We start from the raw sequence: 24,616 nt of genomic DNA, 5'->3' as shown, positions 1-24,616 counted from the left end.
TTGCCGTTCTTGCTTGCCTTCAGGGCACGGATACGGGATATTTCGTGCAGAGACAAGAATTTTCGTGAAGGCTCTCGTCATGCTCGCCAGCCAACGCCGCGCCCTGATCCTAGAGACGCTGGCCCGCGAGGGTCAGGTCGTCGCCAAGGTGGCGGCGGAGCGATTCGGGCTGTCGGTGGACACGATCCGGCGCGACCTGCGCGAAATGGCGGCGGAGGGACTGCTGCAGCGGGTCCACGGCGGCGCGCTGCCCGCTTCGCCGGCGCTGGCGGATTTCGCCGCGCGGCAGTCGATCGCCACCGACGCCAAGGACCGGATCGGCCGGGCGGCGGCGGCGCTGGTACGGCCGGGGTCGGTGGTGTTCGTCGACGGCGGCACCACCGCGGGCCGGCTCGCCCGGCACCTTCCGCCCGATCTCGCCGCGACCGTGGTGACCCATGCGCCGAGCGTCGCGCTCGAGCTCCTCGACAAGCCGGGAATCGAGGTGGTGCTGGTCGGCGGCCGGCTGTTCCGGCATTCGGTCGTCGCGGTCGGGGCCGCCGCCGCGGCGGCGATCGCGGAGGTGCGGGCCGACACGGTGTTCCTCGGGGTCACCGGCATCCACCCGGAGCACGGGCTCACCACCGGCGACTACGAGGAAGCCCGGATCAAGCGGGCGATGATTGCGGCCTCGGCCGACTGCGTGGTGCTCGCCTCGGCCGAGAAGATCGCGGCGGTGTCGCCGTGGCGGATCGCGCCGTTCGAGGCCACGACGACCGTCGTCGCGTTGGATCCGCCGGAGGAGTTCGCGGCCGCGGCGGCGCGCGCCGGCGTCCAGATCCTGGCCGCGTGAGCGTCAGCGCACGGTTGGCACGCCGGGAATCAGCTCGGGAACGAGGTCGGGCAGCGGGCTCGGAATGTCGCTCTGCGGCTCGCCCTTCAGGTGCTCCTCGATGGCGGCGTCGCCGGGGTTCTCGGGCTCCTTCTCGGTGCCCGGATTGATAGGCTTCGGCGTCGGTAGTTCGGTCGGCATCGCGCTTCTCCTTGATTTCGTTGCCAGTGGGTCAACGGATCCGCACCGGCATGGTTCCGGGCGATCCCCCCCGGGGCGAGATGTCACGACGGCCGACCGCGGTGGCCGGTTGAGCCCGTCGCGTGCTCCGGCATAGACTTCTTCCCGGGTGGAGGCGGGACCGGACAGCGCGCGCCGAACGCGGGCACCGGGAGGAGACGGCATGAAGATGGGCGAGGACGCCGCCACCGGCGCGGCCGACGACCTGCGCGCGCGGGTCGCGGCGCTGACCGAGCGCCTGCAGGCGGCGCTGATCGGGCGGACGCCGCTGGTCGAGCGGCTGATGACCGCCCTCCTCTGCGGCGGCCACGTGCTGGTGGAGGGCGCGCCCGGCCTCGCCAAGACGCGGGCGGTGAAGCAGCTCGCCGACGGCCTCGATTCCAGCTTCGCCCGCATCCAGTGCACGCCCGACCTGATGCCCGCCGACCTCACCGGCACGCCGGTCTGGCGCCCCGACCGCGGCGCCTTCGAGTTCGTGGCCGGGCCGGTGTTCCACTCGCTGGTGCTGGTCGACGAGATCAACCGGGCGCCGCCGAAGGTGCAGTCGGCCCTGCTCGAGGCGATGGCCGAGCGGCAGGTCACCGCCGGCGGCGCCACCCATGCCCTGCCCGACCCGTTCATGGTGGTGGCGACGCAGAACCCGATCGAACACGAGGGCACCTTCCCGCTGCCCGAGGCGCAGCTCGACCGCTTCCTGTTCCACGTGCTGGTCGAGATGCCCGGCCCGGCCGAGGAGCGCGCCATCCTCGACCTCGTCGAGCGCGAGACCGTGGCCGAGCCGGCCGCGCCGGGACCGCGGCTCTCGATGGCCGAGGTGCGCGCGGCGCGGGCGGCGGCAGCGCGGACCCATCTCGCCCCGGCGCTCAAGGACCACATCGTCCGCCTCGTCACCGCCACCCGCGACGGCGGCGCCGGCGAGGACGTGCGCGCCGCGATCGAGCACCCGGTCAGCCCGCGCGGCACGCTGGCGCTCGCCGCCGCCGCCAAGGCGCGCGCCTGGCTCGCCGGCCGCGACTACGCCACGCCCGAGGACGTGCGCAGCCAGGCGGCCGACGCGCTCGCCCACCGCCTGATCCCGACGTGGCGCGCCACCGCCGAGGGCGACCACGCCCGCGCCATCGTCGCCCGCATCCTCGACCGCATCGCCCCGCTCTGACGCCCTGACCGAGGCCGCCCATGGGCATTCCCGCCGACCCCGGCGCCGTCGTCGACCCCGACTCCCTGATCCGCCTGCGCTTCCTGGCGGCGGAGGCGCGGCGCCGGCGCGTGCGGCGCACGTCGTCGCGGCCGGGGCCCTTCGTGACGCGGCGGCGCGGCCGCGGCAGCGAGACCGACGACGTCCGCCTGTGGAGCCACGGCGACGATCCCCGCCACGTCGACCGCAACGCCACCGCCCGCACCGGCGAGCCGCACGTGCGCACCTTCCGCGACGAGCGCGAGCGCACCACGCTGCTGGTCGCCGACTTCCGGCCGGCGATGCTGTTCGGCACCCGCCGCGCGCTGATGTCGGTGGCGGCGGCCGAGATCCTGGCGCTGGCCGGCTGGTGGGTCGCCGCCGAGGGCGGCCGCGTCGGACTGTTGGCACTCGCCGGCGGCGAGCCGGTGCACGTGCGCCCGGCGGTCGGCGAACGCGCGATGATCGCGGTGGTCGGCGGCCTCGTCCAGGCGCATCGGCAGGCGCTGGCCGGCGCCGGCCACGACGCCCCGGCGATCGGCCCGCAGCTCGCCGCGGCGGCGCGCTCGATCCCGAGCGGCGGCACGCTGGTGCTCGCCTCCGGCTTCGACGACGTCTTCGAGGGGGCGGACACGGGCTTCGCGGCGGCGATCGCCGAGGCGCTGGTGCGGGTCGACGTCGCCGCCGCGGTGATCTCCGACGCCTTCGAGCGCACCGCACCGGCGGGCGTCTACCCCTTCGTCACCGCCGACGGCCGGCGCGGGCTCGGCGCGGTGCGCGGCGCGGAGCGCGGCGTCGGCGGCGCGGAGGCGACCGCGGCGCGGCTCGCCGGCCTCGGCGTCCGCTCGGCGGTGGTGCGGACCGAGGAGCCGCCGGCGGCCCAACTCGCCGCGGTCGAGGCGCTCCATGGCTGACGCGCCCGCCCTCGCCGGCCTCCGGCCGCCGCACCTGCCGGCGGTCTCGACCGCCGTCGCCGCCGACGATCTCGGCTTCGCCGTGGCGGTCGGCATCGTCGCGGCGCTGGCGCTGGTCGGGCTGGCGCTGCTCCTCGCCCGTGGGCGCTCGCCGGCAGCCGCCGCTGCGGCGCGGGTGCGCGCGGCGGCGGCGCTGCCGCCGGACGAGCGCATCTCGGCGGTCGCGACGGTCCTGCGCGACCATCTGGTGGCGCGCGGACGGCTCGCGCCCGGCGCGACCCTGACGGCCTTCGTGGCCGACTTCCGCGGCTCGCCCGACGTCGCGGAGGGACTGGCCGCGCTGGCCGACGGGCTCTACGCCCCGGCCGACGAGGCGGCGGCCCGGCGCGGCAGCGCGGCGGCGCTCCGGGTGATCGGGCGATGAACGCGCTGTTCGCGACGCCGCTGGCGCTCGCCGCCCTGCCGCTGCCGCTGCTGGCGAGCCGGCTGATGCCGCCGCGCCGGCCGCCGCGCGGCAGCGTCAGGGTGCCGGCGGCGGTGGCGGCGCGGCTCGGCGCGGCCGGTGCCGTCTCCGCGGCGACCGGTGGACGGCGGATCCGGCTCGCGCTCGCCTGGACGGCGTGGCTGTTCCTGGTGCTGGCGCTCGCCGGACCGCAGCGGGTGCTGCCGTCGGCGGCGGTTCCGGCCTCCGGCCGCGAGATCGTGCTGGTGCTCGACCTCTCCGGCAGCATGGAGCAGAAGGATTTCGTGCTCGACGGCCGGCCGGTGCGCCGGATCGAGGCGGTGAAGGCGGTGGCGCGCGACTTCGTGCGCCGGCGCGCCGGCGACCGCGTCGGCCTCGTGCTGTTCGCCGATCAGGCCGAGGTGGCGGCGGTGCCGACCTTCGACCTCGCCGCCGTCGACGCCGCCCTCGCCGAGGCCGAGATCGGCGTGCTCGGACGCTCCACCGCGATCGGCGACGGCCTCGGCCTCGCGGTGAAACGGCTGAAGGACTCGGCGTCGCCGAGCCGGGTCGTGGTGCTGCTCTCCGACGGCACCGCCACCGCGGGCGCGGTCGCGCCGGCCGCGGCGGCGGCGCTGGCGCGCGAACTCGGCATCCGCGTCCACACCATCGCGCTCGGCACCACCGAGGAGCTCGACGGCTCGGCCGGCGTCGCGAGCCTCGTCGACACGAAAACACTGGAGGCGATCGCGGCGGCGAGCGGCGGCAAGGCCTTCCGCGTCCGCGACACCGAGGACCTGCGCGCCGTCGCCGACGCCATCGAGACGCTGGAGACCGCTCCGACCGACGCGCCGCCGGTGGTGGTGGCCGAGCCGCTGTGGCCGCTCGCGGCGGCGGCGGCGCTGGCGGCCGGCTGCGCGCTGCTCGTGTTCGACCGGAGGCGGCCGTGATCGCGATCGGCGACGTCGCCCTCCTGCGCCCGGCGGCGCTGCTGCTGTTGCCGGCGCTGGCGGCGGCCGGCCTGCTGCTGCGCCCGCGCGGCGGCCTCGGCGACTGGCGCCGCGCGATCGACGCCCCGCTGTTCTCGGCGCTGACGAGCCTCGGCGCGGTCTCCGGCGACGACGGCGGCGGTAGGCGGGTCGACGCCCTGCTCGCCGCACTCGCGATCGTCGCGGTGGCACTGGCCGGGCCGGCGGTGCGGCGGCCGGGCACGGAGGCGTGGCGCAACCTCGACGGCATGGTGCTGGCGGTCGACGTGTCGCGCTCGACCACCGCCGGCGGCGGCCTCGCCGAGGGCCGCTTCGCCGCGCAGGCGCTCGCCGCCGCCGCGGGCGCCCGCCAGACCGCGCTGGTGGTCTACGCCGGCGACGCCTATCTCGCCGAGAGCTTCACCGCCGACAGCGCCGCCCTCGGGCAGTTGATCGCCGCGCTCGGCCCCGACATCGTGCCCGACGGCGGCAGCGACCCGGCGCGCGCGCTCGCCCTCGCCGGCGAGCGGCTGGCGGCGGCGGGCATCCCGGCCGGCGACGTGGTGCTGATCGGCGACGGCGGCGGCATCGGCGACGCGGCGATCGCCGCCGCGGCCAAGCTCGCCGCCGCCGGCCATCGCGTCCACGCCGTGACGACTCCGGGCACGGCCCCGGGCGGCGGCCCCGCCCCCGACGGCCGCGCCGCCGCGACCCGTCTGGCCGCCGCCGGCGGCGGCACGACCGCCGACGCCGCCGATCCCGCACCGGTCGCCGCCGTCGTCGGCGCGGCGGCGGCGTCGCGGCTCGCGGCGAGCGACTTCGTGCCGCTCGGCTGGTTCGACCTCGGCCGACCGCTGCTGGTGCTCGCCGGCCTGCTGCTGCTCGTCGCGGCATTCCGGAGGCGGGCGTGAGGACGGTCGCCGCCCTCCTCGCCGCCGCGGCCATCGGCGCCGCCGCGCTCGCCGCCGCCGGCAGCTTCCACACCGGCCGGCTGCTCCTCGTCGCCGGCCTGCCCGGCGCGGCCGCCGCGGTGTTCGACGATCCGGCTTGGCGCGGCGTCGCGCTGCTCCGCGCCGGCCGGCCGGACGAGGCGGCGGCTGCGCTGCGGCAGAGCGGCAGCGTCGAGGCCGCCTACAACCTCGGCAACGCCCTCGCCGCCCTCGGCGACCTCGACGGCGCCGTCCGCGCCTACGACCTCGCCCTCTTGCGCGACCCCGACGACGCCGACGCCAAGGCCAACCGTTCCGTCGTCGAAGCTGCCCGCGCGGCGGCACGGGCGAAGCCGGCGGACGGCGGCGACCGCGCCGGGCTCGCCAACTCGGGCTCCCGCATCGAGCACGATGCCGGCGCCGACGACACCGACACCGCCGACGACAGCGGTGTGCAGTCGGCCCTCGGCGACGGCATGGTCGGCAACCGCGAGGCGGGATCGACCACCTCGGCGGAGGGCAGTTCCAAGGTCGGCCGCAAGGGCGCGGCGCGCGACGACGACAGCGCCGGCGGCGCGGGCTCGACCAAGGGCTCGGCCACCGACGCCGCCGGACGGGCCGGCCGTGGCGGCGGCGCCACCGACGTCGCCGAGAGCGAGGCCCCGCCGCCGGGGCGCAAGGCCGCCGAACCCGGCGTCGACGAGACCCGGCAGGCGACGCTGCAGTGGCTCGCCGCCATCCCCGACGACCCCGGCCGGTTCCTGAAACTGCGCATCGCGATCGAGCACGAACGGCGTCTGCGCGAGGGCACCGCCGCGCGCACCGGAGGCGAGGAATGGTGACGACGGGCGTACTTGCCGGCCGGCGCGGCGACACGGTCGCAAGCCGTTGCGACGGCGATTCCGCCGCCTGCCGAGACGGCGCGCGAAGCCGCTGCGGCGTCGAGTCCACAGCGGCGGCGAAGTCGTTGGCGCGGCGGCGGGATCGCCATGCCGCCGAGACGTCGGTCGAGCGGCGCGGCGGCGGCTGCGAGCGCGATTCCGCCCGACCCGCCAAGTCCGCGTCCGCGCTGGCGATCCGGACGGACGCGGCCCGCCTCGGGCACGGGATCGCGCCGGGCTGCGAAACCGAGTCCGCGACCGCGGCCAACCTCTTGGCGCCCAATCGAAATCCGCGTTGCGCAGAGACGGTGCGCAAATCCGTTCGCGTGGTTTCGAGGCTCCTCGGCGCGCTCGTCGTCGTCCTCGTCGCCCTGGCGGCGGCGCTGGCACCGGCTTCCGCGGCGACCGATCCGCGCGATGGCGTGAAGCTCTGGGTCGAGGTCGACCACGACGGCCCGATCCATCCGCAGGAGATGGTGATCCTGCGCGTCCACGGCCGCTTCACGGTGCCGGTGACGCTGGAGAAGATGACCGACCCGACCTTCGACGGCTTCCGCGCGCTGCGGATCGACCACGACCGCTGGCGCGACGTGTTCGAGGACGGCCTGACCCGGCGCGCGTTCGAGCGGGTGGTGGCGGTGTTCCCGCAGCACAGCGGACGGCTGGTGGTGCCGCCGTTCGTGCACGCGCTGACGGTGCTCGACGGCACCATGCGGCAGGTCAAGATCACGGTCGCGACGGCACCGGTGGCGATCGACGTGGTGCCGGCCCCGGCGCCGGCGGGCAGCTGGTGGATCGCCGCGCGCAACCTCCGCCTGACCGAGACCTGGACGCGCGACCCGGCGGCGCTCGGCATCGGCGAATCGACCCGGCGGGTCGTCACCGTCGCCGCCGACGGGGTGTTCGACGATCAGCTGCCGCCGCCGCCGACCCTCGCCGTGCCCGGCCTGATCGCCTTCGCCGGGCCGACCACGCGCTCGACCCGGATCGGCCTCGGCCGTCCCGCCGAGATGCTGCCGCTGCGCGAGCAGGCGCTACGGCGCAAGGGCCGGCTCGAGGAGGTGGCGACGCCCTTCCTCGGCCCGATCGCGTCGGCCGACTGGACCTTCGACCTCCGTCCCGCGACATCGGCGCCGGTGGAGATTCCGGAGATCCGCATCCCCTGGTTCGACACCGAGAGCCGCACCCTGCGCGAGGCCGTGCTGCCCGGCCGGGTGGTGGCGCTCGCCGCCGCCGCCGGCGACGCCGAGGCGGCCCGCCTCGAGGCCGCGCTCGGGATCGATCCGGGGATCGCGCGGCCGGTGCCGGCGGGGCGGCGGCCGTGGCTGGCGACGCTCACCGGCGCGGCGGTCTTCGCGGTCACCCTGACGGCGGCGCTGCACCTCGTCCGGCCCGGGGCGATCGGCGGGATCGGTCGCGCCATCGCCGCGGCGCTCGGCCGGCGCGCGCGGCGGCTGCGGCTGCGCCGGGCGGCGCGGGCCGGCGACGTCGCCACGGTCAGGCGTCTGCTGGAGGTCTTCGCGGCCGGGCACGACGCCTCGGCCGACCGGGCGCGCACCGCCCTCGCCGTGCTCGATCGGCATCTCTACGCCGCGCGTGGCGAACGTCCGGCCGACCTCGCGGCGCTCGCTGCCCGGATCGGGTGACGGCCGGCGCGGTCAGGACCCGAGCAGGTTGGCCTTGAGCTCGCGGCCGAAGTCGTGGGAGGCGAAGATGTCGAGGCGGATGTTGGGCAGCGCCGGCATGTCGGGGATCTGGTGCTCCCGGAAGCCGTTCTCGGCGGTGAGCACGCAGGGCGAGAAGCCCGCCCCGGACGCGGCCATGTGATAGGCGTAGCCGCAGTCGTTGACTTCGATGACGCGCTCGACCGGGATCGAGGAGGATTGCAGCACGAGGCGCGCCTGTTCCCAGACGTCGGCCTCCTGGCGGGAGTAGATGAAGACGCCGTTGCGCACGCCGATCCACACGGTCATCAGGTCGATGAACAGCGACGAGCGCCGTCTGAGGCTCGGCATCACGATCTTGGCGTCGAAGTCGGCGCGGCTCGACAGGATCGAGCTGTCGAGGAACTCGACGTCGAAGGATTGGCGGTGGGCCTCGAACGAGCGGTTCAGCAGCCGGGCGACGTCGCGGCCGGACAAGAGCGGCGTGACGCCGAGCCGGGTCCGGGCGCCGTCACGGCCGTTGGCACGGATGCCGTCGATCAGTTCGATCACCTTCTCGATCGACTTGACCGCCGCCGTACCCTCGTTGCTCAGCGTGATCGGCGACGACGCCCGCTCGAAGATGCGGATCTGGAGATCCGTCTCGACCCGCTTGACCGCCTGCGAAACCGCCGGTTGCGTGATGCGGAGGGCCTCGGCAGCCTTCGAGAAGGACCCGGTCCGGCATATCGCGACGACGATCCTGAGATCCTTGACCCGCATCGAAACCCTTTCCCGCGCGAGGCGCGGACGGCCGGCGAGCAAGCCGGCTCATTCATAGATAATGCCTTGACGATAAACGAGGAAGAGGGCGCGGACCCGGCGGGGGAGAGACCTATTACCTAGGCATTTCGACCAATATTCTATGCGAAACCCGCCCGGTCGCGACGGCGGAGGCCGCCGGCGCGGACCGCCACGGCCCGCCATCTCCCGGGCGGCGCACGGGATTTCGCCCCGGCGGCGCGAGGCTGTCGACGGCGCTCCGCCGGCCGGAGCCGGCGGAGCGCATGCGGGCAACCCCTCACTCGCCCTTGGCGGCGAGCCAGGCGCGCATCATGGCGATCTCGCCCTCCTGGGCGGCGACGATCCGCTCGGCGAGGGCGCGGATCTCGGGATCCTTGCCGTGCTCGAGCTCGATCTTCGCCATGTCGATCGCGCCTTGATGGTGGCCGATCATGCCGCGGACGAAGTCGACGTCGGCGTCCCCGGTGAAGGGGATCGCCATCGCCTCGTGCATCTTGGCGTTGGCTGCGGCGAAGGCGACCGACGAGGGGGCGGCGTCGGCGGGCGAGGCGGGGGCCTTGGCGCCCATGTCCATGGCACCGTGGTCCATGGCGCCGTGGTTCATGGGCATGGCGTCCTCCGCCATGGCGGGGGCGGCGAAGAGTATGGCGGCGAAAGCCGCGACGGCGATGCGGTTGGTCATGACGTGGTCCTCGAAACGATGGGGTCCATGGGCACGCACGCGCCGGGGACCCGGCGCGGCGGGGGCTCAGACCGTCGTCTCGGGAGGCGGCGAGGCCGGCGGATGCGACAGGCCGACGAGCTGGTCGACCTTCGTCAGCCCCCGCGGCGGCGCGGGACGGTCGCGCGGCGGCAGGCCGCCGTCGAACGGGGCGAGCACCGCGAGGCCGCCGAGGCAGCAATCGGCCGGGACGTGATGGGCGGCCGGCGCTCCGGCGGTGTCGCGTGAGTCGCCCTCATCGGCGAGGACGTGCTCGCTGTGCGCGGCGGTCGCAGCCGCGGCCATCGCCACCGGGCAGTGCGCCTCGAGGATGCCGGCCGCGACGGGACGGGCCGCGGGCGTGAGCCCGAGCACGACGGCGGCGACCAACAGGACGAAGCGGAGAAGGCGCACGGTTTTCGCAAATCCCTGACGGCGCGACACTGTCCCGCGACGATGGCGAATGCAAGACCGTGGCACCCCGCCCCGCCTCGCCGCGCTCCGTCGAAGGTCGCGGCGCGCCGTGCTTGGCGGGGCCCGCCCGCGGGACTACAAGGGCGGTCGACCCTCCCCGTTCTGGAGCCGATCCGTCATGTCCGAGCCGCTCGTCGACACCGGCCTGTTCCCGCTGGCGCCCGATGCGACGCCCTTCCGCAAGCTCTCCGGCGACTTCGTCTCGACGACGACCTTCGAGGGCGAGGAGATCCTGAAGGTCGAACCGGAGGGGCTGCGGCTGCTCGCCGAGGCAGCCTTCGCCGACATCAACCACCTGCTCCGGCCGGGCCACCTCGCCCAGCTCGCCAAGATCCTCGACGATCCCGAGGCGACGGCGAACGACAAGTTCGTCGCCTACGACCTCCTGAAGAACGCCAACATCGCCGCGGGCGGCGTACTGCCGATGTGCCAGGACACCGGCACGGCGATCGTGTCGGCCAAGAAGGGCCGCCGGGTCTGGACGCGGGGCGGCGACGAGCAGGCGATCTCGCGCGGCGTGCTCGACGCCTACCAGAAGAAGAACCTGCGCTATTCGCAGCTCGCGCCGCTGTCGATGTTCGAGGAGCGCAATACGCGCAACAACCTGCCGGCGCAGATCGACATCTACGCCGAGGGCGAGGACGCGTACAAGTTCCTGTTCATGGCCAAGGGCGGCGGCTCGGCCAACAAGACCTTCCTGTTCCAGGGCACGCCCTCGCTCCTCACCCACGACCGTCTGCTCGCCTTCGTCAAGGAGAAGATCCTGACGCTCGGCACCGCGGCCTGCCCGCCCTACCACCTCGCGGTCGTCGTCGGCGGCACCTCGGCGGAGATGAACCTCAAGACCGTCAAGCTCGCCTCGGCGCGCTATCTCGACGGCCTGCCGACGCAGGGTTCCGAGCAGGGCCACGCCTTCCGCGACCTCGCCTTCGAGGAGGAGATCTTCGCCGCGACCCAGGCGACCGGCGTCGGCGCCCAGTTCGGCGGCAAGTATTTCTGCCACGACGTCCGGGTAATCCGCCTGCCGCGCCATGGCGCCTCGCTGCCGATCGGCATCGGCGTGTCCTGCTCGGCCGACCGGCAGGCGACCGGCAAGATCACCAAGTCGGGCATCTGGCTCGAGGAACTCGAGCACAACCCGGCTCGCTTCCTGCCGGAGGTCGACGAGGCCAGCCTCGGTGGCGACGTGGTGAAGATCGACCTGACCCGGCCGATGGCCGAGATCCTCGCGACGCTGTCGAAGCACCCGATCAAGACCCGGCTGTCGCTGACCGGCCCGGTGATCGTGGCGCGCGACCTCGCCCACGCCAAGCTGCGCGAGCGGCTGGAGCGCGGCGAAGGTCTGCCGGAGTATTTCAAGAACCACCCGGTCTACTACGCCGGCCCGGCCAAGACCCCGACCGGCTACGCCTCCGGCTCGTTCGGCCCGACCACGGCCGGCCGCATGGACGCCTATGTCGACCAGTTCCAGGCCGCCGGCGGCTCGATGGTGATGCTGGCCAAGGGCAATCGCGGCAAGCAGGTCCGCGACGCCTGCGCCACCCACGGCGGCTTCTACCTCGGCTCGATCGGCGGTCCGGCCGCCCGGCTCGCCCAGGACTGCATCAAGCACGTCGAGGTGGTCGAGTTCCCCGAACTCGGCATGGAGGCGATCTGGAAGATCGACGTGGTCGACTTCCCGGCCTTCATCGTCATCGACGACAAGGGCAACGACTTCTTCAAGGAACTGAACCTCGGCTGAGTGCGCCCGCCGCGGCGGTCCGGACACCGCCGCGGCGATGCATGCGCGATTCATGTTGCTTATCGCTCCCGCGCGGTGCCTGATGAGGCATTGAACGGGGAGAAGCATCATGGTCGGCAAGAATATTTCGGCGGTGGTCGTTATCGCGGCCGCGGCGGTGGTCGGTTGCGTGTCGACGGCGGGGGCCTTCGAGGACAAGACGGCCGAGCTCGCCGCGATGGCGCGGCAGAAGCGGGCGACCGACCCGTTGACGCTGACCAACGGCACCGGCGATGGCCGATTGACGGTCAAGGTCGACGGCTACGGCTCGTTCGGCAGCACGACACCCGCCGGCGACGTCTCCTACGATCCGGTCGGAGCGATCGGCCCGGCCGGCGCGGTCTGGGAATCGGCGGTGATGTTCTCGCCGACGAAGCAGTTCCTGGCGACCGGCAGCATGCACGTGGGTCAGGGCCTGCCGCCCGTCGAGATCACCCGGAGCGGCAACCGCATCGCCACCAGCAGTTTCTCGGTCGGCGGCTTCGATTTCACGCTGCGCCAGGAGGTACTGCCGCCGGCGCCGAACGGCTCGACGCTGGTCCAGACCTACAAGATCACCAACCGGACCGGGCGCTCGCAGACGATCGCGCTGTCGCGCTACGTCGAGGGCGACCTCTACTTCGTCGGCAGCTTCGGCAACGACTTCGGCGGCGTCAGCGGCGACGGCCGGACGGTCTACCAGTTCGACACCGGCGACGATCCGAGCGCGCCGACGACCTTCGTGGGCATCAACGCCACCGGCGGCACCGCGGCGGGATACTCGATCCAGCCCTATCGCTTCACCGACGCCGTCGTCGCGGCGGGAAGGGTCCCGACCGAGATCCGCAACAAGATCCACGACGACGCCAACGCCGACCGCATCACCGACCACGGCTTCGACGCCGGCATCATCCAGCAGAACAACATGACCATCCGCGCCGGTGCCACCGCGACCTACGTGACGCGGACGCGGTTCGGTTCGGGCTCGATCGTCGGCCAGATCTCCAAGGTCGCCGGCTGCATCACCATGAACGGCAATCCCGTCGTGGGCCGGACCGTCGAGGCACGCCAGACCGGTCTCACGACCCAGACCACGACCACGGACGCCACTGGTTGCTACGAGTTCGACAAGCTGACGGTCGGCAAGCCCGCCGACATCGTCGTCAAGCTGCCGACCGTCACGCAGTGACGCGGAACCAGGCGCGGCGGGGCTGCAAGTAGCTCCGCCGCGTCCCGGACGGTCACGCCTCCTGGATGGCCGAGAGTTTCCAGGGCTCGCCGGGGCGCGCGCGGACGAAGGTCCAGAGTTCGGTCGCCTCGGTCGGACGATCCGGATCGCCCTCGACGACGCGGCCGGTGGAGCGGTCGCGCATGACGTCGACGTTCTCCCAGCGCATCGCGACGGTGGCGTAGTCGGCGCCGTTCTCGCGCCATGCCTCGGCCAGATCGCCCTGGAGAAGGCGGGTGCCGGAGACGTCGTTGCGCAGGCCGCGGGTGGCGTTGGCGGCGAGCTCCTCGGAGAAGAAGCCCATCACCTCGGGCGTGGTGCGGCTGCGGAGGGCGCCAAAGTCCTCGCGGGCGTAGGCATCCTGGATCTCGGCGAGCAGGCGCTCGAAAGCGTCGAAGTCGTCGGCGCCGAGGCCGATCTCGTCCGAGCCGCCCTGGCGCGGGGCGGACGCGGCGGCGCCGGCATGGGCGCCGGCGGCGGGACCGCGGACGTCGACGTCCGGGACGCGGCCGTAGCCGTAGGCGCCGCCGGCCGGGCCGGCGTAGGACGGCTGCTGCGACCGGCGTCCGCGCAGGAAGCGCATCAACAGCATGGCGCCGAGGGCGAGCAGACCGAGCTGCAGGATCATGCCGAGGAAGCCGGCGCCGCCGCCAAAGCCGTGGCCGAGCAGCATGCCGAGCAGGCCGCCGGCGACGAGGCCGCCGAGCAGCGATCCGCCGAAGCCGCCGAGCAGGCCGGGACGACGGGTCTGCTGGGCGCCGAGCGTCGAGCCGGTCTGCTCCTGGGCCGGGCGCGGCGTCATGGTGCGCTGGACCGGCGCGACCTCGCGCGGGGCGGTGGAGGTGACGGGGGGAGCGGCATAGGTGCGCGTGCCGCGGCTGCCGAAGCTGCCGCCGCGCCGGGCCTCGGCGTGGTCGACCGCGACGACGGTGAGCGTCAGGGCCAGGGCGAGAAGCGCCGGCAGCGCGCGCAAACGGGTGAAGAGCATCTCGGACGTCGTTCCTCTCGATGCGCCCGGGACGACCGGGCGCGATCTCGCATATGGGAACGCACGGGCCCGGGCGCGAGATCCGAGGGCTCGGAAATCCGACGCGTCCGGCGCGCCGCCGACCAAACGGCAACCCGTCGTCAACCATTCGTCAACCCTTCGTCAACACTCGGGAATCGCGGGGACGTACGCGGCGTTGCGGATGTGCAACACCGCGGCGGCAAGCTCCCGGACGGGGGGAAACCGCCCGACATCCGGCTTGATCGCCCGGTGCGGCGGCGGCATCGTCGAAGGGATCAGAGTCACTCGTCCCCGCGGATCGTCCCGGCTCGCCGCCACAGGCGGTGGGCGGGGTGGTAGTCCTGCGGGCAACCCGTTCCCTCTCCGTCCAGGTTCCGACCGATGCGCATTTCCAAGTTGCTGGTGGCCGGCGCGGTGCTGTCCGCGCTCGTGGCGACCACGGCCGCGAAGGCCGAGGAAGACACCTACAAGATCTACGATCCCTCCACCGGCAGCATGCAGACCATCAAGCGGGCGCCGACCCGCCGCGCGATGGAGAGCCCGGTCAAGCGCGAGGTGATCGACTACGCCGGCCCCTATGGCGCCGGTACGGTGATCGTGAACACCGCCGAGCGCCGGCTCTACTACGTCTCGGGCGAGGGCAAGGCGGTGAAATACGGCATCGGCGTCGGCCGGCCGGGCTTCACGTGGTCGGGCACCCACCACATCACCCGCAAGGCCGAGTGGCCCGGCTGGACGCCGCCGCCGGCGATGCGCAAGCGCCAGCCCGACCTGCCGATCTTCATGCCCGGCGGCCCGGACAATCCGCTCGGCTCGCGCGCCATGTACATCGGCTCGACGATCTACCGCATCCACGGCACCGCGGAGCCGTGGACGATCGGTCAGGCGGTCTCGTCCGGCTGCATCCGGATGACCAACGAGGACGTGGCCGACCTCTACGAGAAGGTCGGCGTCGGTACCACGGTGGTGGTCCTGCACGAGTGAGGTCGGCCCGCGCCGGTACGGCGGCGGGCAAGGCAAATGTCGAGGCCGGACGATCGACCGATCGTCCGGCCTTTTTCGTCCGGGCGGCATCTTTTTTCTCGGATGGGGGGATTTCGGCTCCGGGCGCGCCGAAAACCCGTTCCGGGCGTCCCGTAAGCCATCCCCGACCGCCGGACGATCCGGCATCGCACTTCGGGGACTTCAGACATCATGACCAAGCTCGCTTCCGCCTTCGCCGCCCTCTCCCTCCTCGCGATCGGCACCGTCGCCGCCGAGGCCGCGCCGCAGATCCAGGGTGGCTTCTACCAGGAGAACATCATCAAGAGCTGCGGCGGCGGTTCGCCCTGCGTCGCTCAGTTCACGCCGATCGCCGCCGGCAAGACGCTGGTCGTGCGCCAGGTCGACTGCCGCATCGTCGTCACCAGCGGCATCACCGTCTACGGCACCGCGCTGCACAGCTTCGGCGCCTCGATCTCGGGCAACAGCTACCTGACCGCCCGCACCGAGAAGGCGATCAACCCGGCCAACGCCACCGCCTGGGTCTACTCGGCCAACGTCACCAACATGTTCTCCGGCACCACCCCGACCGTGACCGCCTACACCAGCGCGATCGCCGGCACCTTCAACACCTACTGCACGATCACCGGCACCTACAGCTGATCGCAGCGCACCATCGAGAACGAACGGCCGCCCTCCCCTGACCGGGGAGTGGCGGCCTCGTCGTGTTTGCGATCGGCGTCCGGCGGAGGGCGGGGGTAGGCCGTAGGTCAGCCGCGGCGGACGCGGTCGCGGCTCATGCCCTTGGCGGCGAGTTCGGCCTCGTATTCGGCCATGACCTCGCCCTGCCGCGCGCCGATGTCGCGCAGGAACGGCCACGTGTAGATGCCGGTGTCGTGCATGTCGTCGAAGCGCAGGCGGACGGCGTAGGAGCCGACCGGCGCGACCTCGAGGATCGCGACCTCGCGCTTGCCGGGCACGGTGACGCGCTGGCCGGGCGCGTGGCCCTGGACCTCGGCCGAGGGCGAGCGCACCCGCAGCAGTTCGGCCGCGATCGCGAAGGCGGCGCCGTCGTCGAACGTGACGGTGAGGGTGCGCTTGTCGCGCGACAGCCGGATCTCGGTCGGCCAGACGGTGTCGGTCATCGGGGGATCCTCCGGAGAGTGGGGCGGTCAGCCGCGCTTCGGCGGGTCGAGCCGGGCGATCAGGCTGGAGGTGTCCCAGCGATTGCCGCCGATCGCCTGGACGTCGGCGTAGAACTGGTCGACCAGGGCGGTGACCGGCAGTCGGGCGCCGGTGGCCTTGGCCTGCTCGAGCACGATGCCGAGGTCCTTGCGCATCCAGTCGACCGCGAAGCCGAAGGCGAACTCGCCGGCGGCCATGGTCTTCCAGCGATTCTCCATCTGCCAGGACTGCGCCGCGCCCTTGGAGATGACGCCGATCACCTTTTCGACGTCGAGGTCGGCGGCCTTGGCAAAGTGGATCGCCTCGGCGAGGCCCTGGACGAGGCCGGCGATGGCGATCTGGTTGACCATCTTGGCGAGCTGGCCGGCGCCCGACGGCCCCATGTGGCCGATCATGCGGGCGAAGGATCCGATCACCGGCTCGGCGGCGGCGTAGGGTTCGGCGTCGCCACCGACCATGACCGTGAGCACGCCGTTCTCGGCACCCGCCTGCCCGCCCGACACCGGAGCGTCGAGGAAGGCGAGGCCGCGGGCGGCGGCGGCGGCGTGGAGTTCACGGGCGACGTGGGCGGAGGCGGTGGTGTGGTCGACGAAGACGGCGCCGGGCGCCATCGCCCCGAAAGCGCCGTCGGGACCGGTGGTGACCTGCCGGAGATCGTCGTCGTTGCCGACACAGGAGAACACGAAGTCGGCGCCGGCGGCCGCCTCGGCCGGGGTCGGCGCGGCGCGGCCGCCGAAGGTCTCGACCCAGCGCGTCGCCTTCTCGGCGGTCCGGTTGTAGACGGCGACCTCGTGGCCGCCGCGGGTCTTCAGATGACCGGCCATCGGATGGCCCATCACGCCGAGACCGATGAAAGCAACCTTCGCCATGACGACCTTCCCGCTGCGGATCCAAGGGTTCGCCCTCCTGATATCCCCCGGAATGCGGATTGTCATGGGGGCGCGGGGCTGCGACTTGTCCGTCGTGGCGCGACACCGCGGCGCCCCGACACCCCACCGGCGCGCGCGGGGGGAGCGGTTCGGGTGCCGCACAGCCGCGCGACCGTTGCACGGATTCACCAATTCGCCGCAAATCGGCTGCACTTGGGATCCAGTGACGTGGAACCTGCGTTGAGCAACGGCGTCAGTCGGGACGTGGAGCGGGGTCGGACCGTATGTCCACGTCGCGCTCGTGGGACGAAAACCGGAGGCAGAAGATGAAGAAGCTCGCAGTCGTGCTGACCATGGCCCTCGGCCTGGCCGCCTGCAACCAGACCGCCACGCAGCAGCGCGTGACCACCGGCGCGGCCGTCGGCGCGCTCGGCGGCGCCGCCGTGGGTGCCCTGGCCGGTGGCGGCCGCGGTGCGGCGATCGGCGCCGTCGTCGGCGGCGTCGGCGGTGCCGCGGTGGCCGGCGCCACCGCCCCGAAGAACTGCTACGCCTACGACCAGTACGGCCGCCGCTACGCCGTCGTCTGCCCGTAAGCGACGAGGTCCGGGCCGACACGGCCCGTGCCGGTCACGAGACCACGCCCGCCGCTTCGCGGCGGGCGTTCGCGTTTCGGAAGGGACCTGCGGGACCCTGCCCGGCCAGATCCGGCCACCAAGCCCCGGCGCCCGGTCGGGTTCGGTATCAGTCCGTCCGGCGGCGGAGGTGCCGGGTGAGGCGGATCTCGAGGCGGTTCCAGATCCGGCGGAGCACCTCGACCATGGCGAGATAGAGCAGCGCCGCCCACAGATAGACCTGCATGTCGTAGGTCTTGGAGAAGGCGTAGCGGGTCTGGCCCATCAGGTCGAAGACGGTGATGATCGCGGCCACCGACGAGCCCTTGATCATCAGCACGATCTCGTTGCCGTAGGGCCGGAGCGCGACGATCAGCGCCTGCGGCAGGATCACCTTGCGCAGCGTCACCCCGCGGTGCAGGCCGAGCGCGGCCGCGGCCTGCCACTGGCCGGACGGCACCGAACGGATCGCGCCCGCGAGGATCTCGGCCTGATAGGCAGCGGTGTTGAGCGCGAAGGTGAAGACGGCGCAGTTGAAGGCGTCGCGGAAGAACCACCAGAGGCCGACCGACTTCAGCTCGGCCGCGAAGGAGCCGGCGCCGTAGTAGACCACGAAGGTCTGCGCCAAGAGCGGCGTGCCGCGGAAGAAATAGGAGTAGCCGAAGGCGAGCGCGCCGAGGACCGGGTTCTCCGACAGCCGCCCCGCCGCCACCGGCAGCGAGATCGCCGCGCCGATGCCGATCGCCAGCACGACGAGTTGCACCGTCACCCAGACGCCCGACAGGATGCGCGGCAGGTGGCGCGACACCATCTCGGGATCGTAGCCCTCGACCAGCAGCGCGGCGAGACCGAGGAAGAACAGGCCCCAGGCCGCCAGCAGCACCGTGCCGACGACGCGGGCGCGGGTGACCTTGCGCACCGGCGGCGGCGGCGCGGCCGCCGCGACGGTTCCGGCCGGCGCGCTCATCGCGCCGCCCCCTGGCCGCGCTCGGCCCAGGCGGAGACGCGGCCGATCCCGATCGAGGAGACGATCGACAGCACGAGGTAGATCATGCAGGCCACGAAGAAGAAGAAGAAGGCCTGCTTGGTGACGCCGACGGCGATGTTGGTGTTGCGCAGGAGGTCGGCGAGGCCGATCACCGAGACCAGCGAAGTGTCCTTGAGCAGGATCAGCCAGAGGTTCGACAGGCCCGGCAGCGCCAGCCGGATCAGCTGCGGCAGGATCACCAGCCGCATGGTGGCGGCGCGTGACAGGCCGAGCGCGCCGGCCCCCTCGTACTGGCCGGCGGGAATGCCGCGGAAGGCCGAGAGGAACACCTCGCTGGCGTAGGACGAGAACACCAGCGCCAGCGCGATCATGCCGGCGAGGAAGCTGTTGACCTCAAGCGGCTCGCCGAACAGCGCGCGCGTCGCCGCCGACAGCGCGATCTGGCCGCCGTAGTAGATCACGAACAGCGTCAAGAGCTCGGGCAGACCGCGGAAGATGGTGGTGTAGATGTCGGCGGCGAGCCGCAGCGTCGGCTCGGACGAGTTCTTCGCCAGCGCGATGAAGAAGCCGAAGACGAGGCCGAGCGGCAGCGTGCAGGCGGCGAGCGAGACGGTGACGAACACGCCACGGGCGATCTCGTCGCCCCAGCCGGCGTCGCCGAAGGAAAGCAGCTGGAGATGATACTCCATGGATCACCCTTGGCGGGTGGCCCGGCGCGGCCCGGACGGCGGCGCGGCGGACCCGGCGTCGACAGCGGCGGATGGGTGCGCGCACCGGGCCGGCCGAAGCCGGCCCGGTGCGGGGGGCGTCACTCGCCGCCGTAGACGTCGAAGTCGAAGTACTTCTTGTTGATCTCGGCGTACTTGCCGTTGGCGCGGATCGCCTTGATCGCCGCGCTGAGCTTGTCGCGCAGGTCGGTGTCCTCCTTGCGCACGGCGATGCCGGCGCCCGGGCCGTGGATCGAGACCACCGGCGTGATGGTGCCGACGATCTTGCAGCAGGCGCCCGGCTCGGTCTTCAGCCACTCCTGGAGCACGACGATGTCGTCGTTGACCGCGTCGAGGCGGCCGTTGGCGAGGTCGAGCTTGTATTCGTCGGAGGTCGGATAGATCTTGACCTCGCTGTCCTTGTAGGTCGCCTCGGAATAGGCCGAATGGGTGGTCGAGCCCTGGACGCCGATGGTCTTGCCGGCGAGGTCGGCGGCGGTGACGCCCTTGATGTCGGTGTCCTTCGGCGCGGCGATCGCCGGCGGGGTGTTGTAGTACTTGTCGGTGAAGTCGACGGTCTTCTTGCGCTCGTCGGTGATCGACATCGACGCGACGATGGCGTCGAACTTGCCGGCGACGAGGGCGGGGATGATGCCGTCCCAGTCCTGGGTGACGACCTCGCACTCGGCCTTCATCTCCTCGCAGAGCGCGAGGGCGATGTCGACGTCGAAGCCCTTCACCTTGCCGTCGGTGTCCACGTAGTTGAACGGGGGGTAGGCGCCCTCCGTGCCGATGCGGATCTTGGTCCAGTCCTTCGCGGCGGCACCGCCGACGGCGAGCGCGACGAACGAGACGGCGAGAGCGAACGTCTTGAAAGCCTTCATGATACCCCTCTGTGGAAGGGCCGCGCGCCGATGTGGTCCGGATCGTTGCCGGCGGCGGCGCGGCCTCGTGCGGCCACGAGTCCCCTGACGAACTGCGTCCGGTCCGGCCCCTCCTCGGCGTTCCGTCCGCATTCGGAACATCTCATCCGATCGGCTCGCCGGATGCAATGGCGAAGCGCGAGCGAACCCGCCTTCATTCCGTGCGTGCCGAATCGATGAGCGCCGCGACGGTGCGCGCGGCGTCGAGGTCGGCGGTCGTGTTGACGTTGAAGAAGGGGTCGACGAGGACGTCGCCGAGCCGGAGCGGCGGGAAGCGCACCACCGCGGGGGCGTGGCGGTCGAGGAAGGCGCCGACCTTCAGCGTCGCGCCGGCGGCGAGGAAGGCGCGCAGATCCTCGCGGAGCGCGACCGGCACCAGCGCGAACACCGGCTGGCGCCCCGATTCGGACGCCGCCACCGCGACCGTGTTCCGCCCGGCCGCCTCGTCGAGCAGGGCGTCGACGAGGACGTCGGGGAAGAAGGGCGTGTCGGCGGCGACGGTGGCGACGAAGGCGGCGTCCGGCCGCTCGGTGGCGGCGAAGTCGAGCGCGGCGAGGAGGCCGGCGAGCGGGCCGGCGAAGTCGCCGACGCCGTCCGGCAGCACCGGCAGGCCGTGGCGGGCGAATCGGGCGGGATCGCCGTTGGCGCTCAGCACCATCGCGCCGACCTGCGGGGCGAGCGTGGCGGCGACCCGGTCGAGCAGGCTGACGCCGCCGAGCATCGCGAGGCACTTGTCGCCGCCGCCGAAGCGGCTCGAACGGCCGCCGGCGAGAATGCAGCCGACGACCGCGTCTCCGTCGTGCGCCATGGCCGGGATCCTCCGTCAGGGGCGGAAAGGCTAGTCGGGCGGACCGGGCGCGGCAAGCTGCGGACGACGATCGTTCACCATCGCCCCCGTTTCGGGTCGGCCGCGGCTCGTTCGGGCCGCGACGCGCCTAGCCCGAACGCTTCGCAGCGAGTATCGTCGAGTCATTACCGGAGGAGAGTTTCCGAATGCATCGTTCGATCGTGGCGGCCCTCGCGGCCAGCACCGCCTTCGCCGTCCTGCCCGCCGTGGCCGCCGACGGCACCTATTTCGCCGCCGGCGCGCCGCTGGCGGTCGCCGACCTGCCGGCCGCGAGCCCGCTGCGCACCGACCTCGAGCGTCTGCCGGTCGGCCCGCGCGCGGCCGCGATCGCCCGACTGCAGAAGCTCGGCTTCCCGGCCGAGGACGCCGCCACGCTGCGCGTCGATCGCACCGGCCACCTGTTCTACGCCGATCCGGTCGCCGGCGATCCCGCGCACGAGACCGCCGCGCCGGCGTCGGGCACCGAGGCCGCCGCCGCAGCGAAGGCCAACTACACGATCACCGCCGCCAACGCCTTCAAGCTGCACAGCAAGCCGGGCGCCTCGCGCAAGGTCTACCTGAACTTCCGGGGCGCCACCGTCACCGGCACGATCTGGAACTCCTCGGTCTCGAGCTTCAAGATGAAGCCCTACAGCGAGGACGCGGACACCACGACCTTCAACGCCTCCGAGATCGCCACGATCGCCGAGGTGTGGGCGGGCATGTCGGAGGACTACGCGCCGTTCGACGTCGACGTGACCACCGAGAAGCCGGCGTCCTTCGGGCCGAACGTCGGCCACGTGCTGTTCTCGCCGCGGCTCGACGCCAACGGCAACTACATCTACGGCTCGTCGGTCGGCGGCGTCGCCTACGTCGACGTCTGGGGCCTCAGCGACTTCAAGTACTACCAGCCGGCGCTGGTGTTCCCCGAGGGCGTGCCGGGCGCCAAGAACATGATCGAGGCCGGCTCGCACGAACTCGGCCACAACCTCGGCCTCTCCCACGACGGCACGTCGAGCGTCGGCTACTATTCGGGCCACGGCTCCGGTCTGGTCTCGTGGGCGCCGATCATGGGCGTCGGCTACTACGTCAACGTCTCGCAGTGGAGCAAGGGCGAGTATTCCGGCGCCAACAACCAGGAAGACGACATCGCGATCATCACCGGCAAGCTGTCGGCGGCCAGGGACGACCACGGCAACACCGGCCCGACCGCGACGGCCCTGTCGGTGGTGTCCGGCAAGATCACCTCGAAGACCCCCGAGAGCGACCCGTTCAATCCGCTGTCCAAGGTGAACCGCGGCGTCATCGGCACCCGCGCCGACGTCGACGTGTTCAAGCTGTCGGTGCCGGCGGCGGGGACCGTGTCGCTGGTGGTGACGCCGGCGTGGCGCGACACCTTCCGCGCCCAGTCGCTGCGCAACGCCGACCTCGACATCCGCGCCACGCTCTACCGGGCGAACGGCAACGCCATCGGGGCGGCCGTCGTGGCCTCGGCCCCGGCCGCCAACACCAACGCCACCCTGAGCGCGCGCGTCACCGCCGGCACCTACTTCCTCAAGATCGAGGGCATCGGCACCGGTTCGGTGACGGGCACCGGCTACTCCGACTACGGCAGCCTCGGCCAGTACACCATCACCGGCACGGTGCCGACCGGCGGCTGAGCCGCGCCCACGAATCGAACCCGGGGGCGGCCGCGCGCCGTCCCCGGGATCGCCGGCCGGTCCCGCGTCGACCGGTCCGCGTTGACCGGCACGGGCGGGGGCCTTAGGTAACGGGCACGCCACGCCCGTCCGCCGGAGCCTCCCCCATGTCCGCCGCGCTCAAGGATCACGTCATCGCCACGCTGCGCCAGATCGCGGCGCCGGGCACCGGCTCCGACGTCGTGTCGGCGGGCATGGTGTCCGACGTGTTCGTCTCGGACGGACGGGTGATGTTCTCGCTCACCGTGCCGGCCGACCGCGCCAAGGCCTTCGAGCCGCTGCGGGCCGAGATCGAGGCGCGCGTGAAGGCGCTGCCGGGCGTCGAGCGCGCCATGGTGGCGCTCACCGCCGAGGTCGCGCCCGGCTCGCGCGCCGCCGCCGCCCCGCCGGCGCGCGCACCGCAGCAGGGCCACGGACACTCCCACGCCCATCCCCATGCCCACGGCGGCGGCCAGCCGCAGAAGCCGGCGGTGGCCGGCGTGAAGGCGATCGTCGCGGTCGCCTCGGGCAAGGGCGGCGTCGGCAAGTCGACCACCGCGGTCAACCTCGCACTCGGCTTTTCCGCCAACGGGCTGAAGGTCGGCATTCTCGACGCCGACATCTACGGCCCCTCGGTGCCGCGCCTCCTGAAGCTCTCGGGCCGGCCCGAGGCGATCGGCGGCAAGACGCTGAAGCCGATGGAGAACTACGGGCTGAAGGTGATGTCGATCGGCTTCCTCGTCGACGAGGAGACGCCGATGATCTGGCGCGGCCCGATGGTGGTCTCGGCGATCACCCAGATGCTGCGCGAGGTCGCCTGGGGCGAACTCGACGTGCTCGTGGTCGACATGCCGCCCGGCACCGGCGACGCCCAGCTGACCATGGCGCAGCAGGTGCCGCTCGCCGGCGCGGTGATCGTCTCGACGCCGCAGGACCTCGCCCTGATCGACGCCCGCCGCGGCGTCGCGATGTTCCGCAAGGTCGAGGTGCCGGTGCTCGGCATCGTCGAGAACATGAGCTATTTCCTCTGCCCGCATTGCGGCGGCCGCTCCGACGTGTTCGGGCACGGCGGCGCCCGCCACGAGGCCGAGCGCATCGGCGTGCCCTTCCTCGGCGAGGTGCCGCTGGAACTGAAGATCCGCGAGACCTCCGACGCCGGCCTGCCGGTGGTGGCGACCGAACCCGCCGGCCCGCACGCCGCGGTCTACCGTGCCATCGCCGAGAAGGTCTGGGACGAGGTCGCCGGCCCCGGCGCCAAGCGGCGGCCGGCGCCGCGCATCGTCATCGAGTGACGGCGCCGGCGGCGAGCGAACGGGCGAAACGGGCCATCAGCACGCGCGCGATCAGCCGGTGCGCCGGGCCGACCGGCAGCATGTAGAGCCGCCCTAGCGCATTGTGCACGACCACGGACGTGGTGACCGTCAGGCGCCGGTCCACGATCGTCACCGCGTTCATGACGTCGAGGTGGTGGTCGCGCACGGTGAGGACGAGACGGTCGTCGGCGACGTCCTCGACGGTGAAGAAGTCGAGCCGGTCGCCGGGGCGGACGACGTCGGGACGGCGGTCGGAGCGGAAGCCGCCGATCGGCGCGATCCCGAACGGCCGGCAGACGGCGTCGCGCAGGCGCATCGCCGCGGACACGAGCGGCATCCGGCCACCGATCATGCGGTTCCAGGCGCCGAGCGCCGTCATCGCGACCGGCAGGTCGAGCGAGCGCGCGTCGAGAAAGGCGAGACGGTCGCGCGCGGCGACGAGCGGCGGTTCGGTCCCGGTCCCGGGCCGTGCGGCGAGGATCATCGCGGTCTCCCTAGCGGCTCGCGCCGCGCCGCCGATCCTACAGCAGGCGGCCGAACGGCCAAGCCCCCGTTCCG

Annotated in this window: 27 protein-coding genes; 15 read left to right on the top strand and 12 right to left on the bottom strand. The window is 72.9% G+C overall.

Annotated features, from left to right (window positions below; translation table 11 throughout):
* Positions 1-79 precede the first annotated feature (79 nt).
* Entirely contained in the window at positions 80-832 is a 753-nt protein-coding gene (locus tag EDD54_RS00500) for a DeoR/GlpR family DNA-binding transcription regulator (protein ID WP_126541757.1), read from the top strand.
* Between the two features lie 3 nt (positions 833-835).
* Here EDD54_RS00500 and EDD54_RS22820 read toward each other — a convergent pair whose 3' ends face one another.
* Positions 836-1,012 (bottom strand): hypothetical protein, encoded by a 177-nt coding sequence (locus EDD54_RS22820; protein WP_165644394.1) that lies wholly within the window; start codon positions 1,010-1,012, stop codon positions 836-838.
* 202 nt (positions 1,013-1,214) lie between these two features.
* Here EDD54_RS22820 and EDD54_RS00495 point away from each other — a divergent pair, with 202 nt between their 5' ends.
* The 7 genes from EDD54_RS00495 (at position 1,215) to EDD54_RS00465 (ending at position 8,005) form a co-directional block, all read left to right on the top strand.
* On the top strand, positions 1,215-2,207 hold the full coding sequence (locus EDD54_RS00495; protein WP_126537590.1) for an AAA family ATPase: 993 nt from the start codon (positions 1,215-1,217) through the stop codon (positions 2,205-2,207).
* Between the two features lie 20 nt (positions 2,208-2,227).
* Positions 2,228-3,139 (top strand): DUF58 domain-containing protein, encoded by a 912-nt coding sequence (locus EDD54_RS00490; RefSeq protein WP_126537592.1) that lies wholly within the window; start codon positions 2,228-2,230, stop codon positions 3,137-3,139.
* Complete coding sequence (locus EDD54_RS00485; RefSeq protein ID WP_126537594.1) at positions 3,132-3,563, top strand: hypothetical protein; 432 nt, start codon at positions 3,132-3,134, stop codon at positions 3,561-3,563. Before EDD54_RS00490 ends, EDD54_RS00485 begins: the two co-directional genes overlap by 8 nt.
* On the top strand, positions 3,560-4,531 hold the full coding sequence (locus tag EDD54_RS00480; RefSeq protein WP_126537596.1) for a VWA domain-containing protein: 972 nt from the start codon (positions 3,560-3,562) through the stop codon (positions 4,529-4,531). Before EDD54_RS00485 ends, EDD54_RS00480 begins: the two co-directional genes overlap by 4 nt.
* The gene (locus EDD54_RS00475) at positions 4,528-5,460 is read left to right on the top strand and encodes a vWA domain-containing protein (protein WP_245515603.1); all 933 of its coding nucleotides are present in this window, start codon (positions 4,528-4,530) and stop codon (positions 5,458-5,460) included. Before EDD54_RS00480 ends, EDD54_RS00475 begins: the two co-directional genes overlap by 4 nt.
* Positions 5,457-6,320: a tetratricopeptide repeat protein gene (locus tag EDD54_RS22815; protein WP_166653416.1), complete on the top strand. Its 864-nt coding sequence runs from the start codon at positions 5,457-5,459 to the stop codon at positions 6,318-6,320. The genes EDD54_RS00475 and EDD54_RS22815 overlap by 4 nt, the downstream gene beginning before the upstream one ends.
* Before the next feature lie 365 nt (positions 6,321-6,685).
* Positions 6,686-8,005, top strand: coding sequence for a BatD family protein (locus tag EDD54_RS00465; protein ID WP_166653415.1), 1,320 nt, complete (start codon positions 6,686-6,688; stop codon positions 8,003-8,005).
* 12 nt (positions 8,006-8,017) lie between these two features.
* Here the strand turns inward: EDD54_RS00465 and EDD54_RS00460 are convergent, their stop codons facing one another.
* The 3 genes from EDD54_RS00460 to EDD54_RS00450 all read right to left on the bottom strand — a co-directional run bounded on the left by EDD54_RS00460 (position 8,018) and on the right by EDD54_RS00450 (position 9,920).
* A complete protein-coding gene (locus tag EDD54_RS00460; RefSeq protein ID WP_126537600.1) occupies positions 8,018-8,785 on the bottom strand; it encodes a LysR family transcriptional regulator in 768 nt (255 codons plus the stop codon).
* Between the two features lie 298 nt (positions 8,786-9,083).
* Positions 9,084-9,488: a CopM family metallochaperone gene (gene copM, locus EDD54_RS00455; RefSeq protein WP_126537602.1), complete on the bottom strand. Its 405-nt coding sequence runs from the start codon at positions 9,486-9,488 to the stop codon at positions 9,084-9,086.
* Positions 9,489-9,554: 66 nt separating this feature from the next.
* Positions 9,555-9,920, bottom strand: a complete 366-nt coding sequence (locus EDD54_RS00450) for a hypothetical protein (RefSeq protein WP_126537604.1) — start codon at positions 9,918-9,920, stop codon at positions 9,555-9,557.
* A 178-nt stretch (positions 9,921-10,098) separates the two neighbouring features.
* On the opposite strand from EDD54_RS00450, the gene EDD54_RS00445 reads away from it, so the two are divergent.
* Together EDD54_RS00445 and EDD54_RS00440 are read left to right on the top strand one after the other, a co-directional pair.
* On the top strand, positions 10,099-11,721 hold the full coding sequence (locus EDD54_RS00445; protein WP_126537606.1) for a fumarate hydratase: 1,623 nt from the start codon (positions 10,099-10,101) through the stop codon (positions 11,719-11,721).
* Between the two features lie 109 nt (positions 11,722-11,830).
* Complete coding sequence (locus tag EDD54_RS00440; protein ID WP_126537608.1) at positions 11,831-12,928, top strand: hypothetical protein; 1,098 nt, start codon at positions 11,831-11,833, stop codon at positions 12,926-12,928.
* Between the two features lie 52 nt (positions 12,929-12,980).
* Here the strand turns inward: EDD54_RS00440 and EDD54_RS00435 are convergent, their stop codons facing one another.
* On the bottom strand, positions 12,981-13,955 hold the full coding sequence (locus EDD54_RS00435) for a Tim44 domain-containing protein (RefSeq protein ID WP_126537610.1): 975 nt from the start codon (positions 13,953-13,955) through the stop codon (positions 12,981-12,983).
* Between the two features lie 402 nt (positions 13,956-14,357).
* Between EDD54_RS00435 and EDD54_RS00430 the strand changes: the two genes are divergently transcribed.
* Positions 14,358-14,960 carry a L,D-transpeptidase gene (locus EDD54_RS00430; RefSeq protein WP_126537612.1) on the top strand — a complete coding sequence of 201 codons (603 nt, stop codon included), beginning with the start codon at positions 14,358-14,360 and terminating at the stop codon, positions 14,958-14,960.
* 210 nt (positions 14,961-15,170) lie between these two features.
* On the top strand, positions 15,171-15,620 hold the full coding sequence (locus EDD54_RS00425; protein ID WP_126537614.1) for a hypothetical protein: 450 nt from the start codon (positions 15,171-15,173) through the stop codon (positions 15,618-15,620).
* A gap of 107 nt (positions 15,621-15,727) precedes the next feature.
* On the opposite strand, the gene EDD54_RS00420 is transcribed toward EDD54_RS00425, so the two are convergent.
* Both EDD54_RS00420 and EDD54_RS00415 read right to left on the bottom strand, forming a co-directional pair.
* Positions 15,728-16,102, bottom strand: a complete 375-nt coding sequence (locus EDD54_RS00420; RefSeq protein ID WP_126537616.1) for a gamma-butyrobetaine hydroxylase family protein — start codon at positions 16,100-16,102, stop codon at positions 15,728-15,730.
* 27 nt (positions 16,103-16,129) lie between these two features.
* Entirely contained in the window at positions 16,130-17,011 is an 882-nt protein-coding gene (locus EDD54_RS00415) for an NAD(P)-dependent oxidoreductase (RefSeq protein WP_126537617.1), read from the bottom strand.
* 326 nt (positions 17,012-17,337) lie between these two features.
* Here EDD54_RS00415 and EDD54_RS00410 point away from each other — a divergent pair, with 326 nt between their 5' ends.
* Entirely contained in the window at positions 17,338-17,604 is a 267-nt protein-coding gene (locus EDD54_RS00410; RefSeq protein WP_126537619.1) for a YMGG-like glycine zipper-containing protein, read from the top strand.
* A gap of 148 nt (positions 17,605-17,752) precedes the next feature.
* Here EDD54_RS00410 and EDD54_RS00405 read toward each other — a convergent pair whose 3' ends face one another.
* The 4 genes from EDD54_RS00405 to mobA form a co-directional block, all read right to left on the bottom strand.
* Positions 17,753-18,589: an ABC transporter permease gene (locus EDD54_RS00405; RefSeq protein ID WP_126537621.1), complete on the bottom strand. Its 837-nt coding sequence runs from the start codon at positions 18,587-18,589 to the stop codon at positions 17,753-17,755.
* Positions 18,586-19,299, bottom strand: coding sequence for an ABC transporter permease (locus tag EDD54_RS00400; RefSeq protein ID WP_126537623.1), 714 nt, complete (start codon positions 19,297-19,299; stop codon positions 18,586-18,588). The genes EDD54_RS00405 and EDD54_RS00400 overlap by 4 nt, the downstream gene beginning before the upstream one ends.
* Positions 19,300-19,418: 119 nt before the next feature.
* Positions 19,419-20,201: an ABC transporter substrate-binding protein gene (locus EDD54_RS00395; RefSeq protein WP_126537625.1), complete on the bottom strand. Its 783-nt coding sequence runs from the start codon at positions 20,199-20,201 to the stop codon at positions 19,419-19,421.
* A gap of 193 nt (positions 20,202-20,394) precedes the next feature.
* Entirely contained in the window at positions 20,395-21,048 is a 654-nt protein-coding gene (gene mobA / locus EDD54_RS00390) for a molybdenum cofactor guanylyltransferase MobA (protein ID WP_126537627.1), read from the bottom strand.
* A gap of 185 nt (positions 21,049-21,233) precedes the next feature.
* Here mobA and EDD54_RS00385 point away from each other — a divergent pair, with 185 nt between their 5' ends.
* Both EDD54_RS00385 and EDD54_RS00380 read left to right on the top strand, forming a co-directional pair.
* On the top strand, positions 21,234-22,727 hold the full coding sequence (locus tag EDD54_RS00385) for a zinc-dependent metalloprotease family protein (protein ID WP_126537629.1): 1,494 nt from the start codon (positions 21,234-21,236) through the stop codon (positions 22,725-22,727).
* A 146-nt stretch (positions 22,728-22,873) separates the two neighbouring features.
* On the top strand, positions 22,874-24,037 hold the full coding sequence (locus EDD54_RS00380) for an Mrp/NBP35 family ATP-binding protein (protein ID WP_126537631.1): 1,164 nt from the start codon (positions 22,874-22,876) through the stop codon (positions 24,035-24,037).
* Here the strand turns inward: EDD54_RS00380 and EDD54_RS00375 are convergent.
* Positions 24,027-24,542: a DUF2867 domain-containing protein gene (locus EDD54_RS00375; protein WP_126537633.1), complete on the bottom strand. Its 516-nt coding sequence runs from the start codon at positions 24,540-24,542 to the stop codon at positions 24,027-24,029. The genes EDD54_RS00380 and EDD54_RS00375 overlap by 11 nt on opposite strands.
* Between the last annotated feature and the right edge of the window lie 74 nt (positions 24,543-24,616).

This window comes from Oharaeibacter diazotrophicus (assembly GCF_004362745.1).
Lineage (GTDB): Bacteria > Pseudomonadota > Alphaproteobacteria > Rhizobiales > Pleomorphomonadaceae > Oharaeibacter > Oharaeibacter diazotrophicus.
Note: the sequence above shows the minus strand (reverse complement) of the source record. Positions and strands in the feature narration are given on the sequence as shown.

Bases quoted from the DNA above. Each gene is read 5' to 3' on its own strand.
- EDD54_RS00430 (WP_126537612.1), top strand. From the start codon at position 14,358: ATGCGCATTTCCAAGTTGCTGGTGGCCGGCGCGGTGCTGTCCGCGCTC.
- mobA (WP_126537627.1), bottom strand. From the start codon at position 21,048: ATGGCGCACGACGGAGACGCGGTCGTCGGCTGCATTCTCGCCGGCGGC.
- EDD54_RS00435 (WP_126537610.1), bottom strand. From the start codon at position 13,955: ATGCTCTTCACCCGTTTGCGCGCGCTGCCGGCGCTTCTCGCCCTGGCC.
- EDD54_RS00485 (WP_126537594.1), top strand. From the start codon at position 3,132: ATGGCTGACGCGCCCGCCCTCGCCGGCCTCCGGCCGCCGCACCTGCCG.
- EDD54_RS00400 (WP_126537623.1), bottom strand. From the start codon at position 19,299: ATGGAGTATCATCTCCAGCTGCTTTCCTTCGGCGACGCCGGCTGGGGC.
- EDD54_RS00425 (WP_126537614.1), top strand. From the start codon at position 15,171: ATGACCAAGCTCGCTTCCGCCTTCGCCGCCCTCTCCCTCCTCGCGATC.
- EDD54_RS00415 (WP_126537617.1), bottom strand. From the start codon at position 17,011: ATGGCGAAGGTTGCTTTCATCGGTCTCGGCGTGATGGGCCATCCGATG.
- EDD54_RS00375 (WP_126537633.1), bottom strand. From the start codon at position 24,542: ATGATCCTCGCCGCACGGCCCGGGACCGGGACCGAACCGCCGCTCGTC.
- EDD54_RS00395 (WP_126537625.1), bottom strand. From the start codon at position 20,201: ATGAAGGCTTTCAAGACGTTCGCTCTCGCCGTCTCGTTCGTCGCGCTC.
- EDD54_RS00445 (WP_126537606.1), top strand. From the start codon at position 10,099: ATGTCCGAGCCGCTCGTCGACACCGGCCTGTTCCCGCTGGCGCCCGAT.
- EDD54_RS22820 (WP_165644394.1), bottom strand. From the start codon at position 1,012: ATGCCGACCGAACTACCGACGCCGAAGCCTATCAATCCGGGCACCGAG.
- EDD54_RS00495 (WP_126537590.1), top strand. From the start codon at position 1,215: ATGAAGATGGGCGAGGACGCCGCCACCGGCGCGGCCGACGACCTGCGC.
- EDD54_RS00405 (WP_126537621.1), bottom strand. From the start codon at position 18,589: ATGAGCGCGCCGGCCGGAACCGTCGCGGCGGCCGCGCCGCCGCCGCCG.
- EDD54_RS00480 (WP_126537596.1), top strand. From the start codon at position 3,560: ATGAACGCGCTGTTCGCGACGCCGCTGGCGCTCGCCGCCCTGCCGCTG.
- EDD54_RS00500 (WP_126541757.1), top strand. From the start codon at position 80: ATGCTCGCCAGCCAACGCCGCGCCCTGATCCTAGAGACGCTGGCCCGC.
- EDD54_RS00490 (WP_126537592.1), top strand. From the start codon at position 2,228: ATGGGCATTCCCGCCGACCCCGGCGCCGTCGTCGACCCCGACTCCCTG.
- EDD54_RS00440 (WP_126537608.1), top strand. From the start codon at position 11,831: ATGGTCGGCAAGAATATTTCGGCGGTGGTCGTTATCGCGGCCGCGGCG.
- EDD54_RS00460 (WP_126537600.1), bottom strand. From the start codon at position 8,785: ATGCGGGTCAAGGATCTCAGGATCGTCGTCGCGATATGCCGGACCGGG.
- EDD54_RS00410 (WP_126537619.1), top strand. From the start codon at position 17,338: ATGAAGAAGCTCGCAGTCGTGCTGACCATGGCCCTCGGCCTGGCCGCC.
- EDD54_RS00380 (WP_126537631.1), top strand. From the start codon at position 22,874: ATGTCCGCCGCGCTCAAGGATCACGTCATCGCCACGCTGCGCCAGATC.
- EDD54_RS00385 (WP_126537629.1), top strand. From the start codon at position 21,234: ATGCATCGTTCGATCGTGGCGGCCCTCGCGGCCAGCACCGCCTTCGCC.
- copM (WP_126537602.1), bottom strand. From the start codon at position 9,488: ATGACCAACCGCATCGCCGTCGCGGCTTTCGCCGCCATACTCTTCGCC.
- EDD54_RS00420 (WP_126537616.1), bottom strand. From the start codon at position 16,102: ATGACCGACACCGTCTGGCCGACCGAGATCCGGCTGTCGCGCGACAAG.